This is a genomic window from Flavobacterium sp. J49, from assembly GCF_011742145.1.
GTDB lineage: Bacteria > Bacteroidota > Bacteroidia > Flavobacteriales > Flavobacteriaceae > Flavobacterium.
The window spans coordinates 399592-414869 of sequence record NZ_JAAQQU010000105.1; the positions used below are offsets into that span (position 1 = coordinate 399592).

Genomic DNA, 15278 nt, shown 5'->3' on the forward strand with positions numbered 1-15278 from the left:
AATTGACTTTCGAAGATGTAACTACCAATGGTAATTGTGCAGGTTCTTATTCTGTAACCAGAACTTGGACTGCTACTGATGCTTGTGGAAATACTGCTTCAGCTTCACAAACTATTAACGTACAAGACGTAACAGCTCCGGTGATTACCACTCAAGCTTCTAATATCAACGTTGAATGTGATGGTAATGGAAACGAATTGGCTATTTACACTTGGTTAACTAATAATGGTGGCGCAACAGCTACTGATGAATGTTCACCTGTAACTTGGTCTAACAACTTTAGCGAGATTGCTAATGATTGTTCGGCAGCGGTTACCGTTGTGTTTACAGCTACAGATGAGTGTGGAAATACTGCCTCTACATCGGCTACCTTTACCGTTAACGATACTCAAAACCCGCTTGCACCAGAGGCACCTGCTAACGTAACTGTTGCTTGTGCGGCTGATGTACCGGCTAATGTTTCACTTACAGCTATCGACAACTGTTCAGGTGAAATAACTGTTCAAGGGGTAGATACTTTAACGCAAGGTAACTGTGCAAACTCGTTCACTGTAACCAGAACTTGGACTTTCACTGATGCTTGTGGAAATGCATCTTCTGTATCTCAAACTATTACGGTAAATGACACTATTGCTCCGGTAGCTCCTGAAGCACCAGCTAATATAACTGTAGCTTGTTCGGCTGACGTACCGGCTAATGTTTCGCTTACGGCTATCGACAACTGTTTAGGTGAAATAACTGTTCAAGGGGTAGATACCACAACACAAGGTAACTGTCCGAACTCGTTCTCTGTAACCAGAACTTGGACTTTCACTGATGCTTGTGGAAACTCATCTTCTGTATCTCAAACTATTAATGTAGTTGACGATGTTGCTCCAACAGCTCCTGAAGCTCCAGCTAATATAACTGTAGCTTGTGCCGAAGATGTTCCTGCAATGATTTCTCTAACTGCGACTGATAACTGTGGTGATTCAATAACTGCTCAAGGTGTAGATACTACAACACAAGGTAACTGTCCGAACTCGTTCTCTGTAACCAGAACTTGGACTTTCACTGATGCTTGTGGAAACTCATCTTCTGTATCTCAAACAATCAATGTAGTTGACGATGTTGCTCCAACAGCTCCTGAAGCTCCAGCTAATATAACTGTAGCTTGTGCAGAAGATGTTCCTGCAATGATTTCTCTAACTGCGACTGATAACTGTGGTGATTCAATAACTGCTCAAGGAGTAGATACTACAACACAAGGTAACTGTCCGAACTCGTTCTCTGTAACCAGAACTTGGACTTTCACTGATGCTTGTGGAAATGCATCTTCTGTATCTCAAATGATTAATGTAGTTGACGATGTTGCCCCAATAGCTCCTCAAGCACCTGCTGACATAACTGTAGCTTGTGCAGATGATGTTCCTGCAATGATTTCACTTACTGCAACGGATAACTGTGGGGATTCAATAACTGTTCAAGGTGTTGACACTGTTGTTCAAGGAGATTGTCCTAACTCGTTTATCGTAACCAGAACATGGACATTTGCTGATGCTTGTAATAACACTTCTTCTGTATCACAAACTATTAGTGTAAATGATACTATTGCTCCGGTTACTCCTGAAGCACCTGCCAACATAACTGTTGCTTGTATCGGAGAAGTTCCTGCAATGATTTCACTTACTGCAACGGATAACTGTGGTGATTTTATCACTGTAGATGGTGTTGACAGCACTATTCAAGGAGATTGTCCGAACTCGTTCACTGTAACCAGAACTTGGACTTTCACCGATGCTTGTAATAACACTTCTTCTGTATCTCAAACCATTAGTGTTGTAGACGAAACTGCTCCGGTAGCTCCTGAAGCACCAGCTGATGTAACAGTAAGTTGTGCCGGTGATGTGCCTGCAACTATTTCGCTTACTGCTTTTGATAATTGTGGTGAATCCATAACTGCACAAGGTATTGATTCAACAACTGCCGGTAACTGTCCGAACTCGTTCACTGTAACCAGAACTTGGACTTTCACTGATGCTTGTAATAATACTTCATCTGTATCGCAAACCATTACTGTTAATGACACTGTTGCCCCAACATTTAATGAGGTAGCACCTGCTAACACTACTGCTTCATGTGACAACATTCCTGCTGCAGCTGTATTAACCGCAACTGATAATTGTGGAACAGCAACAGTATCGATGGTAGAGACTATCGTTCAAGGAAACTGTCCGTCTAACTATGAAATTACCAGAACATGGACAGCTACTGATGTTTGTGGAAATACTAGCACACAAACGCAAACCATTGGAGTTTCTGACACTGTTGGACCGGTATTAATAACACCATTAGATCCAAAAGTGGATGTAGATTGTACAGAAATCCCTGCTCCTCCTACTTTAGAGTTTACGGATAACTGTTCTGCTGTTGGTACACCGGTATATACTGAAACCGCATCGGAAGTTAATAATGGTTCATATACAATTACCAGAACTTGGGTCGTGTCTGATGCTTGTGGTAATTTATCGCAAACTTATACTCAATATGTATATGTAAATCAAATCTCTGAGGTAATTGATCTTGATGAAGTTCAAACTAGTAGTACTATTAATGAAAATATATCTTTAGATTCATTCTTACCTACCGGTATTAGTGGTGGAACATGGACGAATGTAGATAATGTTGGAGGATTTAACTCGGCTAACAACACGTTCAATCCATTTGAAATTACACCAGGTGTATATTTATTCAGCTATACTGTTTATAACGGTACTTGTCCAACTGTATACAATTTGCCAATATCTATCGGTGGAGTTCAACCTTGTGAAGCCATTATCATTCATAATGCCTTTACGCCAAATGGTGACGCTTTCAACCAATATTTTAATATCGAAAATATTGAAGACATCGCTTGTTATCCGACAAATAATGTTCAAATTTACAACCGCTGGGGAGTTTTAGTTTATGAAACCAAAAACTACGACAACAATACCCGAAGATTTGAAGGTATCTCTGAAGGAAGAGTTACTGTTAGCAAGTCTGAGGAATTGCCAACCGGAACGTATTTCTACATCATTGAGTGGACAACCACAACCGGCGAAAGAATTGTTAAAGACGGATATTTATACTTAACCAGATAAACCTACTAACTCCTGAGGGTGTAAAAGCCCTCAGGATAAATAAAGAAAATATGAGAACAAAAATTTTAATTTTCGCTTTGATGTTAACGTGTTATACTGGTTTTGCTCAGCAAGACGCACAGTATACCCAATACATGTATAATACGATCAATATCAATCCCGCATATGCAGGATCGAGAGGAGTTATGAGTATTTTCGGATTACATCGTACCCAATGGGTAGGATTAGACGGAGCGCCTACAACCAACGCTTTTTCCATCAATACTCCAATTAACAATAGCAACTTAGGTGTTGGTTTATCTGTCGTAAGTGACAAAATCGGACCTACAAAAGACAATACTATCTCAGCTGATTTATCATATACGATTCAAACCTCTGATGTTTATAAGTTATCTTTTGGTATCAAAGCCAGCGGTAATATATTCAACTTGGATGTGAATCAATTAAATCCTGCTGATGCAGGTGATCCGAATCTTCAAAATTTCAACAATGAATTTTCGCCAAACTTTGGAGCCGGTATCTATTTGCATTCAGATAAATTGTATTTTGGTCTTTCGGTACCCAACTTTTTACAAGATTCGAAATACAATGATAATGAGGTAGCTGTATTCCAAGAAAGAATGAATTTTTATGCCATAGGAGGTTATGTTTTTGACATTTCCCCTTCCGTTAAATTTAAACCTGCATTCTTAACCAAAATGGTAACGGGCTCTCCTTTACAAGTAGATGCCTCAGCCAACTTCTTATTCTTTGATAAGTTGATGCTTGGCGGTGCTTACCGTTGGGATGCTGCCGTAAGTGCCCTAGCCGGTTTTCAGGTTACTGATGGTCTATTTATTGGCTATAGTTATGATATGGAAACAACCGAATTAAGAAACTATAACTCTGGTTCCCACGAGGTATTCATTCGTTTCGAGTTGTTCAATAAAGTTAGTAAATTGGTATCACCTAGATTCTTCTAATAACACAACGATCATGAAAAATAAAATTATATATTTAGTACTATTGACTTTCGCTACTGTGAGCGGATATTCTCAAGGTGGAAGAACTGAGGTAAAAGGAAATAAGGAGTATGATAAGTACGCTTATATAGATGCCATCAAAACTTATGAGCGCATCTATGAAAAAGGGTATAAATCTCCCGATATGATACTCAAAATCGGTAACGCTTACTATTTTAATGCCGAATTAGAAAAAGCAAACAAATGGTATAGCGAGCTATATACAACAAATCCGGAGCAAGAAGCGGAATTTTACTATCGTTTTGCTCAAACGTTGAGAGCGGTTAAAGACTATCCCAAAGCGGATGCTATGATGACTAAATTCAACGACAAAAGCGGGAATGATACCAGAGCGAAATTGTTCAATAAAAAGAAAGATTATTTAGCCGAAATCAAAAAGAATTCAGGTCGCTACAAAATCGAAGATGCCGGAATCAACTCTAAGTATTCTGATTACGGACCGGCTTATATGGGTACCAAAGTAATTTTTACTTCGGCCCGTGATACCGGTAATTTCTCGAAAAGAATTCACACTTGGACAGGTCAGTACTTTACCAACCTTTACAGTTCAGCTTTAGCGGAAGACGGTTCTTTAAGCGGTGTAGATAAATTTGGCAAAAAAATCAATACCAAATACCACGAAGATACTCCGGCCTTTACCAAAGACGGAAAAACGGTTTATTTCACCAGAAACAACTATTTAGACGGAAGAGGTTTTGATGCCAACAAAGTAACTTTGTTAAAAATTTACAAAGCTAACCTTGACGACGAAGGAAAATGGATTAACATTACGCCGTTAAATTTCAACAGCGATAGCTATCAAGCGGCACACCCTGCCCTATCTCCGGATGAAAAAACTTTGTACTTTGCTTCAGACATGCCGGGAACCCGTGGACAATCTGACCTTTTCAGAGTTAAAATTAATGAAGACGGAAGCTTAGGAACACCTGAAAATCTTGGTGACGCCATCAACTCTGAAGGTAGAGAAACTTATCCTTTCATCTCTGATGACAATGAGTTGTACTTTGCATCTGACGGACAACCGGGCTTAGGTGGTTTGGATATTTTTGTCACAAGAATCCCAAAAGACGGCAGCCTTAACTTCAAACAAGTTTTAAACATTGGTGAAGAAGGAAACAGTTCTAAAGACGATTTTGGTTTCATCATTGACTTTAAGTCCAAAAAAGGGTTCCTAAGTTCTAACAGAGATGGTGGTAAAGGAAGTGATGATATCTATAAATTCTTAGAAACGCGTCCAATTTTCTGTGACCAAATCTTACATGGTGTAATCACCGATGAAGATACTAAAGCGGTATTGCCTAATACCAAATTGGTGTTGATGGATGAAAAATTCAATAAGCTAAAAGAAACTGTGTCCGACGCTGAAGGTAAATATGAATTCACCGAAGTAGAATGTGGTACCAAATACTATGTAAACGCTTCCCTTGAAGATTATGAGACCAAAGAGGTTCCGGTAATCATAGGTTCTGAATCAGGAAAAACTGAGTTGAATATTGAACTTAAAACTAAAACTTGTCGCGTGAAAATTGGTGATGATTTAGCCGATTGTTTTAAAATCAACATCATCTACTTCGACTTAGACAAATGGAATATCCGTCCGGATGCTGCGGTTGATTTAGCTAAATTATTGGATGTATTGAACCAAAACCCAACAATGAAAATCAACATTCGTTCTCATACGGACAGCCGTGCATCTCACGCTTACAACGAAAAACTATCTGACCGTAGAGCAAAATCTACTAGAGATTGGTTAATCAAAAATGGTATTGCTGCCAATCGTTTGACTTCAGAAGGTTTAGGAGAAACAGAATTGGTTAACAAATGTGCTGACGGTGTGAAATGTACAGAAGAAGAACACCAATTGAACAGAAGAAGCGAATTCATCATAACAAGTTTATAATTTCTTTAACTTTATAAATATTATTAAGCACCCATTTTTGGGTGCTTTTTTTTATATTTGAAACATGAAAATTACCAAACTATTCAACGATTTCTTTGACAGTGAAAAAGCCGGTGGATTTGTGCTTATAGGCTGTACCCTACTTTCTTTATTTTTAACCAACTCCATTTGGAGCGAAGAATACTTAAGCATTTGGCATCTGCAAATTGGCAGTCATTCTTTTGAGCATTGGATTAATGATGGTCTGATGACTATTTTCTTTTTACTGATTGGATTAGAATTGGAAAGAGAAATATATGCCGGCGAACTCTCCAATTTAAAAAACGCTTTACTTCCGATATTTGCTGCATTGGGCGGAATGATTGTTCCGGCAGGATTGTATTTATTCTTAAATTATGGAACCGATACCCAATCGGGAGCCGGAATTCCTATGGCAACTGATATTGCCTTTGCTTTAGGTATTTTATCGCTGTTGGGGAAAAAAGTACCGATTTCTTTAAAAATATTTTTAACCGCTTTGGCCGTTATAGATGACTTAGGAGCCATTTTAATCATTGCTGTTTTTTATACCAAAGATTTAATTTGGAGTAATTTATTAATCTCTTTAGGCATTTTTGTAATCTTACTAGTGATGAACAGACTGAAAGTCCGCAACCTTATTCCTTATTTAACCTTAGGTGTTGTAATGTGGTATTTTATGTTGAATTCAGGTGTTCATGCCACCATTACAGGAGTTTTATTGGCGTTTGCAATTCCTTTTGGAAATGGAAATAAAAAATCTACTTCCTATATTTTACAACACTTTTTACACAAACCGGTCGCCTTTATCATTTTACCATTATTTGCCTTGGCCAATACTGCCATTATCTTAAATTCTGACTGGCATTATGCTTTGAGCCACAATTATACTCTTGGAATTGCTTTAGGATTAATCGTTGGAAAGCCGGTTGGGATATGGCTGTTTAGCTTTTTAGCGGTAAAACTAAAGATAAGCCAACTTCCGGAAGACTTGAATTGGAAATCTATCTTTGGTGTAAGTTTTTTAGGTGGTATTGGTTTTACCATGTCAATCTTCATCACTCTTCTAGCCTTTTCCGACGGAGAACACATTGACAATTCCAAAATTATGATTCTGGTTTCATCCTTAATAGCGGGATTAATAGGTTTACTTTATCTGAAAGCCAGTTTGAAGATTCGCAATTAGTAATTCATTTAATACCATTTCTTTTTTTTGAAATAGTAGATCATACCGAGTAATAAAACAAACATACAGGTTAAAACTATAAAATAACCATACTTCCAATGTAGTTCGGGCATGTTGTCAAAATTCATTCCGTAAACCCCAACGATAAATGTCATGGGCATAAAAAATACTGAAACCACTGTTAAGGTTTTCATGACTTCATTCATCTTGTGATTTTGTTGCGAGAAATAAAAATTAGAAGCGCTATCTAATGAAGTCACATCGTATTCTATTTGTTCCAACAATTCTAAACTTTCTTGATGCAATCGATCAAAAAAACTGTAGTTCTCCAATTCAATGGCATTAAAAATATTATCGTCCTTTATACTTTTAATAGAATACAAAGAATCTCTCAATGGAATAATAGACCGTTTCAAAAAATTAAAATTATCACGATGCTTTTCAACCAATTCCAAAATCAAGGGATTTGTGCTTGTTTTTGATAGGTTAATCAATTCTTCAACTTTATTCTCTTCACTTTCTATAGTGACATAAAAATTCTCCATAATGGCATCAAGCAACAAATACATCAAATAATCTACCTTTTTCTCACGTATTATGCCTGAATGTGTTCGTAGACGCTCTCTTAAATAAGTAAAATGATCTCCTCGCTTCTCTTGGAAAGAAACTAAAATACCGTTCTTTAATAAAAAACTAATCTGTTCCACACTGATGTTGTCACTGTTTTCTATTGGCAATAATGATTTTATATTAAAAAAAAGCACATCGTGATACTCATCTAATTTGGTGCGTTTTGTAGTGTTTAAAATGTCACCTAACATAAAATTATCTACTTTAAGATAATTACCTATTTCTTTAATGACATTTACATCATTTAATCCGTGAACATTAAGCCAATTTGATTGGGTTGTATCAAAACATTTGTCTAAATCAGCAACCTTGAATTCTTGATATTCGGTTAAATTGTTAACATCATAAACAAACATCTGCATCTCAGTTTTAATTTGTTTATGAATTCCGGTATAGTCTAAAAATGTTGGTTGAACTTTACGCTCTTTTTTATATTTTATTTTTCTCACGAATTCTAAATTTGTTTAAAATTAAGAATATTTATTTTTTTCAAACTATTTTTACCAAAAATCATTCTATGCAAACGTTAATCATCAACATAAAAGAATTATTACAAGTCAGAGAAACTCCCGTTGATAAAGTTTCGGGTAGTGAAATGGCGATTCTACCTTCGATAAAAAATGCCTTTCTTTTGATTGAAGATGATGTAATTGTAAGTTTTGGCACTATGAATGATTGCCCCAAAATCAATCCCGATAAAACCATTGATGCGATTGGAAAAATAGTGTTACCCAGTTGGTGCGATAGTCATACCCACATCGTTTACGCCGGCAATCGTGAACAGGAATTTGTTGATAGAATTAATGGCCTGACTTATGAAGAAATTGCCAATCGCGGTGGCGGTATTTTGAATTCGGCCAAAAAACTTAACGAAACTTCTGAAGATGACATTTACAACCAATCCAAAAAGCGTTTGGAAGAAGTCATCCAACAAGGCACCGGTGCTGTCGAAATCAAATCGGGTTACGGTTTGACCGTGGAAGGCGAATTAAAGATGCTTCGTGTGATTAAAAAATTGGCACAAAACTATCCTATTGCCATTAAATCGACTTTTTTGGGTGCGCATGCTTTTCCATTGGCTTACAAAGAAAATCATTCAGCATATATCGATTTAATTATCAACGAAATGTTGCCCAAAATTGCCGAAGAAAAACTAGCCGATTATATTGATGCTTTTTTAGAAACCGGTTATTTCTCTGTTGCAGAAACCGAACGCATCATGGAAGCCGGAAAACAATTCGGTTTGCGTTCTAAAATACATGTGAACCAATTCACTGCCATCAACGGAATAGCAGCTTGCGTAAAGCATAATGCACTTTCGGTAGACCATCTCGAAATTGTGACCGATGAAGATATTGAGGCTTTAAAAGACAGCGAAACGATGGCCGTGGCTTTACCGAGTTGTTCCTATTTCATCAGTATTCCATACACACCGGCGAGAAAAATGATTTCGGCAGGTTTGCCTTTAGCCTTAGCTTCCGATTTTAATCCGGGAACGACGCCTTCAGGAAACATGAATTTTGTGGTAGCCACAGCTTGTATCAAAATGAAGATGACTCCCGAAGAAGCTATCAATGCGGCGACTATCAATGGTGCGTACGCCATGGGATTGTCAAAAACCCACGGCAGTATTACGGCAGGCAAAAAAGCCAACTTGATTATTACCAAACCGCTCCATTCTTTCTATGAAATGCCGTATGCTTTCGGAAGCAATTTAATTGAACAAGTTCTACTCAACGGAAAAGTCATTGCATAAAAAAAGCCCTGATGACTCAGGACTTTTTCATTTCTATTAATTAATTATGGTTTATCTCAGAGAGAAACTGCTTTTTGAAACCAATTCACCTTTGTCAAATACATTGACAAAATAAGTTCCTTTAGCAAAATCTTTACCCGGTAATTGTTCTTTTACATTTACCGTTTTGTTCTCATAATTTACCGTAGTAGTGAAGCTGTACGTTAGAGAAGTCTCTCCAAATGAAATAGTAGCTTTATCTCCTAATACGTTGTTCTTAGCATCGATCACCTGAACATAATATACTTTGTCTCCTGATTTTGCGATAGCATTCTCCGCAATAGTAAAGCTTATTTGCAATATGTCAGCTCTGCTGGCTTTGTCCGTTTCAACTTGTTTTCCTGAGCTTCTTTGTTTGTACGCGGCGGTTTTCAAATTGGTCACTGATAATTTTTGCCCTTTTTCAACTGTTTTAGCCAACTCTTCATTTTGTCCGACTAATACTTGGTTGTACTTTTTAGAGTCTTCTAAAACAACTTTTGTACTGTCAAGGTTAGTGGTTAAATTTTGATTTTGGGCTTTCAAAACTTCCACTTCCTGCATTAGGTTTTTCATTTTACCTTCTAACTGTTTGTACTGTTCTTTGTATTTTCTCAAAGAAGCAGCATCACCTTTAGCGGTTTTCAATTCGGCTATCAGTTTTTCAACTTTAGCTCTTTCCTCAATCAAATCATCGGTCATTAGAGAGTTTTCTGCAAGAGCTGCATCATAAGTGGCTTTTAGAGTTTCTAAGTCTTTTAAAACTGCTTCTTTCTCCGACTTGGTTTCTACTACCGTAGTTTCCATCGTCTTGGCGTCTGAAGTCAATTTAAAAATGTAAACCAAACTTCCCACTAATAATATAGCTAAAATTGCTACGATTGCCTTAAGTTTCGAATTACCGTTTTGATTTTCCATAGGTTATAAATTTTAATTTTAACAAAAGTAATAATATAAAGTAATAATATTTATTATAGTAACGTTAAATAAACAATTAAATTATATTTTTGACGAAATATTCTTCAAATGGAAAGATTAATTCCTTTCACTATAACCGATTTGGCTAAGGTTACCAATCACCGAAGTGGCGAAGTAAAGTTTGGCGAAAAAATGCTGACCATTCCCAAAGGTGAAAATTATATTGATTTTTTAAAAAGATGTGACGCCAAATATGTATTGCTCGGAATTCCCGAAGATGTTGGTGTTCGCGCCAATTTTGGTCGTCCCGGCGCTGCATCGGCTTGGCAAAGTGCCATCAGTAGTATTGCCAACATTCAGCACAACCGATTTTGCAAAGGAAGTCAAATCGTAGTTTTGGGTACGCTAGATGCCTCACAAGAAATGGAAGAAGCCAAAGACCTTGATTTTCACAAAACCGCCGATAGAAAACTGTTGAGTACGCTTGTTGGAAAAATAGACAAAGAAGTGGTTCACATTATTACCACAATCATCAAATGCGGCAAAACTCCGATTATCATTGGCGGCGGACACAATAATGCCTACGGCAATATCAAAGGAACTGCTTTGGGATTGGGCAAACCCATCAATGCAATCAATTTTGATGCCCATTCCGATTTCAGAATATTGGAAGGCAGACACAGTGGTAACGGTTTTTCTTATGCTTATGAAGAAGGCTTTTTGAAGAAGTATTTCATTTTTGGTTTGCACGAAAACTACACGTCTAAAAATGTGATTGACATTTTGAAAAAAATGGAAGACCGCGTGAACTACAATACTTATGATGAAATTAAAGTACGCCAACAAAAAAACTTCCAACAAGAACTGAATACCGCTTATGAATTTATCAAAAATGAGGCTTACGGCATTGAAATCGACTTAGATGCTTTGCCTAACATAGCCAGTAGTGCTATGACCATGAGTGGTTTTTCGATTGAGGAATTACGTCAGTTCGTATCCTTCTTTGGCAAAAATAAAAACGCTTCTTATATCCATATTTGCGAAGGCGCTCCCGATTTAGGCGAAGCAAAAAACAACCACTTAATCGGAAAATTGATTGGCTATTTAGTGACTGATTTTATCAAGTCGAGAAAGGAATTGACCGTATAATTTCTGTCAAAATTAAAAACCTTATCTTTGCGTCGGCTTACACTTAATCGTAAGCAAATTTTATGTTATTCGAAGATTTATCATTATCCAATAGTATTCAAAGAGCTGTCTTTGAAGAAGGATACACCAACCCTACGCCTATTCAAGAAAAAGCCATCCCGATTATTTTAGCCGGGAAAGACTTGGTAGGTTGTGCCCAAACGGGTACGGGGAAAACAGCCGCTTTTGCCATACCTATTATACACAACCTCCACAGAATGGTAGGTTCGTCTAAAAAGACCAAACAAATCCGTTGCCTTGTCGTTACGCCTACTCGTGAGTTGGCCGTACAAATAGGAGAAAGTTTTGATACTTACGGAAAGTATACCAACTTAAGACAGTTAACCATTTTTGGTGGTGTTTCTCAAGTGCCACAAGTTGACCAGTTGAAAAAAGGAGTCGATATTCTTATTGCCACACCGGGAAGATTGTTGGATTTGCACAAGCAAGGCTTTGTAGATTTCGATCATTTGCATTATTTGGTTTTAGACGAATCCGATTTGATGCTCGATATGGGCTTTATCAATGACGTGAGAAAGATAGTAAAATTGGTTCCTACCAACAGACAAACGCTTTTATTCTCGGCTACGATGCCAATGGCAATTCGTGAATTGGCGGATACTTTTTTAAACCAACCCGAATATGTATCGGTCACTCCGGTTTCTTCTACGGCGGAAATCATTGAGCAGCAAATTTATTTTGTCGATAAATCAGACAAACGTGGTTTGTTGTACCATTTAATCAGAAATGAAAACCTAAGCAATGTATTGGTTTTTGTTCGTACCAAACACGGTGCAGACAATGTGGTAAAAGCTTTAAAGAAACACGGCGTCAATGCGGAAGCCATACACGGTGACAAATCGCAAACGGCGCGTCAAAGGGTTTTGGACCATTTTAAAAATAAAGAAATCACAGTTTTAGTCGCTACAGATATTGCGGCTCGTGGCATAGACATTGAAAGTTTGCCTTATGTAATCAACTTTGATTTGCCGAATATTCCTGAGACTTATGTACACCGTATCGGTAGAACCGGTCGTGCCGGAAATGGCGGAATCTCAATCTCCTTCTGCGGAAAAGATGAAGAACCATATTGGAAAGACATTTTGAAATTGATTAAAGTCAATGTAAAAACCATCAAAGACCATCCGTTTCCTTGGAAAGATGAAATCCCTAATCCGGAAGCCAAACCAGATTTGAGAAACAAAAAGAAACCCGATGGACAAAACAAGTCGAGAAAGTCTGAAGGTTCTAAGAAAAATAAAAAGCGTTGGTATTAATCAACGCTTTCTTTGTTTTTGATGTTATTCTTAATGACTTGGAATAACTTTGAAGGTTCAAAAGGTTTAACCATAATATCATTCATTCCCGCCGAAATGGCTTCTTCAGTTACTTCTTGCTTATCAAAAGCCGTCAGTGCAATCACCGGAATATCAATACCTTTTTCTCTTATTTTTCGCGTGGTTTCAAATCCGTTGATTAACGGCATATTGATATCCATCAAAATCAAGTCAAATCTTTCTCTTTCCAAAGCCACTATGGCGGCATAACCGTCATCTACTATGGTGCAAATCATATTGCTGTTTTGGATGATTTTTTTGGTTACCATTTGGTTGATTTTATTGTCTTCTACCACCAAAATATTATACAAATGGCTGTCGGATAAATCGACCTCAATGTTATTGATGATTTCTTTTGATTTTTCTTCATCATATTCAAAACCAATTGTAAAAGTAAAAGTCGTACCCACATTCTCTTCGCTTTCCAAATAAATCTCACTGTCAAAAAGTTTTACCAATCGCGACACTATGGACAAACCTAATCCGGTACCCTGGTAATCTTCTTCTTTGCGTTCTATTTGGACAAACTTATCAAAGATTTTTTCCTGGTGCTCTTTGGCAATTCCAACACCGTTGTCTTTTACTTTAAATTCGATAAAGTACTTGCTCCCTTCTACTTTTTTCAAGTCAGCAATAAGCGCAACATCTCCGTTTTTGGTAAACTTCAAGGCATTGCTGAGCAAATTCATAATAATCTGAGAAAGGCGCAGTTTGTCACCAATCAAAAACTCCGGAATAGCGGTATCAATCTCGATGATTAGTTTGTTGTTGTTTTTATCGGCGATGTATTCTACCGAGTTTTGAATGGTGGTAATTTCATCAGTGAGGTTGAAAATAAGATTCTCCAAGACCACTCTTTTTTCTTCAATTTTATTAATCTGAAGGATGTCATTAACCAAAGACAATAAATATTTGGCCGAAAATTTCAACGATTTTAAGTGCGGACTATTGGTCAGTTCTTTGTGCTCATCGGTGATGATATTGGTAATTCCGATAACGCCATACAAAGGAGTTCTCAATTCGTGTGTTATGGTTGATACAAATTGTGATTTGAGTTGGGATGCTTCTTCTGCTTTTTCTTTAGCTTCTTGCAAAGCTTCATTGGCCTGGGTCAATTCTAAATTAACTTTTTCTCTCAACTTGATATTTTTGTATAAAGTCAATAACAATAAGAGTAGAATAATCAGAATTACAATGAAAAGAATCACTATTAGCTTTGAATCTCTTAAGGTCTTTTCTTGCAGTTCATTCTCTTTTTCGATTTTGCCCAATTGGATTTTGTATTCCTGCAATTCAATTTGCGTAGCTGCCTTTTTCAGGTTATCAAGTTTTTCTTCGGAATAAACTATTTTATTGAGCGAGTCTAATTTGTGCTGATAAAAGTGAGCCTTTTCCATCTCATTGTATTGCTCGTAATGCTTGACCAAATTTTCGTAAATATTGATTAGAAAAGAGTCAAACTCATTTTCTTCAGCAATGGTTTTGGCGGTAAATAAATGCTCTTCACCTTTGGCTTTGTTGTGGTTGTTGCTATTGTAAATTCCCAACAAAAGATGCAACGACATCTTAGCTTCTTGGTTGTCATTTTTAAAAACCTGTTCTTTGATATCATTGATTTGGCGGTTGCCTAAATCATATTTATGAATAGCAAAATAAGCACTGGCCAAGTTGAGTTTGGTATATTCAATCTGAGCCGTATCTTTAATTTTAACGGCATAAAAAAGTGCTTTTTTGTAGTAATTGATGCCTTTGGGAACATCTATATCATTAAAGTAGTATACGCTGCCTAAATTACTGTAAATCCAATTGAACATCTTGTCGTTGTTCAGTTTTTTGGCATAGTTTAAGGCTTTGTTGTAAAATTCGATGGCTTTAGCCGTATCGGAACACTCATTAAAAATAGCTCCGATGGTATTGTAGGATTGCGAGATTAACAAATCATCATTAATCGCAAAAGCTTTAACCAAAGCCTGTTTAGATGATTCGAGTGCTTTGTCATAATTGGCATCACTAAAATCAACAACCGCTTGATTGAGGTGTTTTTTAATTACTTCTTTCTCCGCAGCATTTTCTTGCGAAAAAATGTTGGTGAAAGTAAGAAGTAAAAATAAAAGTAAACTATAGCGTTTAATCTTATTCATTAGGTTAGTTACAGACCTCAAATATAGTTTTTTTATTCAAAA

The 15278-nt window shown here is 36.9% G+C and carries 10 protein-coding genes; 7 read left to right on the forward strand and 3 right to left on the reverse strand.

Features of this window, described 5'->3' with window-relative positions; translation table 11 throughout:
• The 4 genes from HA632_RS12540 to nhaA all read left to right on the forward strand — a co-directional run.
• A partial coding sequence (locus tag HA632_RS12540) for a gliding motility-associated C-terminal domain-containing protein (protein ID WP_176307535.1) occupies nt 1–3122 on the forward strand: 3122 nt, incomplete at its 5' end.
• Nucleotides 3123–3172: 50 nt separating this feature from the next.
• Nucleotides 3173–4084, forward strand: a complete 912-nt coding sequence (locus HA632_RS12545; RefSeq protein WP_176307536.1) for a type IX secretion system membrane protein PorP/SprF — start codon at nt 3173–3175, stop codon at nt 4082–4084.
• 13 nt (nt 4085–4097) lie between these two features.
• Complete coding sequence (locus tag HA632_RS12550) at nt 4098–6044, forward strand: OmpA family protein (protein ID WP_176307537.1); 1947 nt, start codon at nt 4098–4100, stop codon at nt 6042–6044.
• Nucleotides 6045–6108: 64 nt separating this feature from the next.
• Nucleotides 6109–7248 (forward strand): Na+/H+ antiporter NhaA, encoded by a 1140-nt coding sequence (nhaA, locus tag HA632_RS12555; protein ID WP_176307538.1) that lies wholly within the window; start codon nt 6109–6111, stop codon nt 7246–7248.
• Nucleotides 7249–7256: 8 nt separating this feature from the next.
• Here nhaA and corA read toward each other — a convergent pair whose 3' ends face one another.
• Entirely contained in the window at nt 7257–8327 is a 1071-nt protein-coding gene (gene corA, locus HA632_RS12560; RefSeq protein ID WP_176307539.1) for a magnesium/cobalt transporter CorA, read from the reverse strand.
• A gap of 68 nt (nt 8328–8395) precedes the next feature.
• On the opposite strand from corA, the gene hutI reads away from it, so the two are divergent.
• Nucleotides 8396–9634 (forward strand): imidazolonepropionase, encoded by a 1239-nt coding sequence (gene hutI, locus HA632_RS12565; protein ID WP_176307540.1) that lies wholly within the window; start codon nt 8396–8398, stop codon nt 9632–9634.
• A gap of 51 nt (nt 9635–9685) precedes the next feature.
• Here hutI and HA632_RS12570 read toward each other — a convergent pair whose 3' ends face one another.
• Nucleotides 9686–10570 carry a hypothetical protein gene (locus HA632_RS12570; protein WP_176307541.1) on the reverse strand — a complete coding sequence of 295 codons (885 nt, stop codon included), beginning with the start codon at nt 10568–10570 and terminating at the stop codon, nt 9686–9688.
• Between the two features lie 108 nt (nt 10571–10678).
• Between HA632_RS12570 and HA632_RS12575 the strand changes: the two genes are divergently transcribed.
• On the forward strand, nt 10679–11719 hold the full coding sequence (locus HA632_RS12575; RefSeq protein ID WP_176307542.1) for a formimidoylglutamase: 1041 nt from the start codon (nt 10679–10681) through the stop codon (nt 11717–11719).
• 62 nt (nt 11720–11781) lie between these two features.
• Nucleotides 11782–13035, forward strand: coding sequence for a DEAD/DEAH box helicase (locus HA632_RS12580; protein ID WP_176307543.1), 1254 nt, complete (start codon nt 11782–11784; stop codon nt 13033–13035).
• On the opposite strand, the gene HA632_RS12585 is transcribed toward HA632_RS12580, so the two are convergent.
• Complete coding sequence (locus HA632_RS12585; protein WP_176307544.1) at nt 13032–15236, reverse strand: response regulator; 2205 nt, start codon at nt 15234–15236, stop codon at nt 13032–13034. The genes HA632_RS12580 and HA632_RS12585 overlap by 4 nt on opposite strands.
• Nucleotides 15237–15278: the final 42 nt, after the last annotated feature.

Bases quoted from the DNA above. Each gene is read 5' to 3' on its own strand.
- HA632_RS12545 (WP_176307536.1), top strand. From the start codon at position 3,173: ATGAGAACAAAAATTTTAATTTTCGCTTTGATGTTAACGTGTTATACT.
- HA632_RS12550 (WP_176307537.1), top strand. From the start codon at position 4,098: ATGAAAAATAAAATTATATATTTAGTACTATTGACTTTCGCTACTGTG.
- nhaA (WP_176307538.1), top strand. From the start codon at position 6,109: ATGAAAATTACCAAACTATTCAACGATTTCTTTGACAGTGAAAAAGCC.
- hutI (WP_176307540.1), top strand. From the start codon at position 8,396: ATGCAAACGTTAATCATCAACATAAAAGAATTATTACAAGTCAGAGAA.
- HA632_RS12570 (WP_176307541.1), bottom strand. From the start codon at position 10,570: ATGGAAAATCAAAACGGTAATTCGAAACTTAAGGCAATCGTAGCAATT.
- HA632_RS12575 (WP_176307542.1), top strand. From the start codon at position 10,679: ATGGAAAGATTAATTCCTTTCACTATAACCGATTTGGCTAAGGTTACC.
- HA632_RS12580 (WP_176307543.1), top strand. From the start codon at position 11,782: ATGTTATTCGAAGATTTATCATTATCCAATAGTATTCAAAGAGCTGTC.
- HA632_RS12585 (WP_176307544.1), bottom strand. From the start codon at position 15,236: ATGAATAAGATTAAACGCTATAGTTTACTTTTATTTTTACTTCTTACT.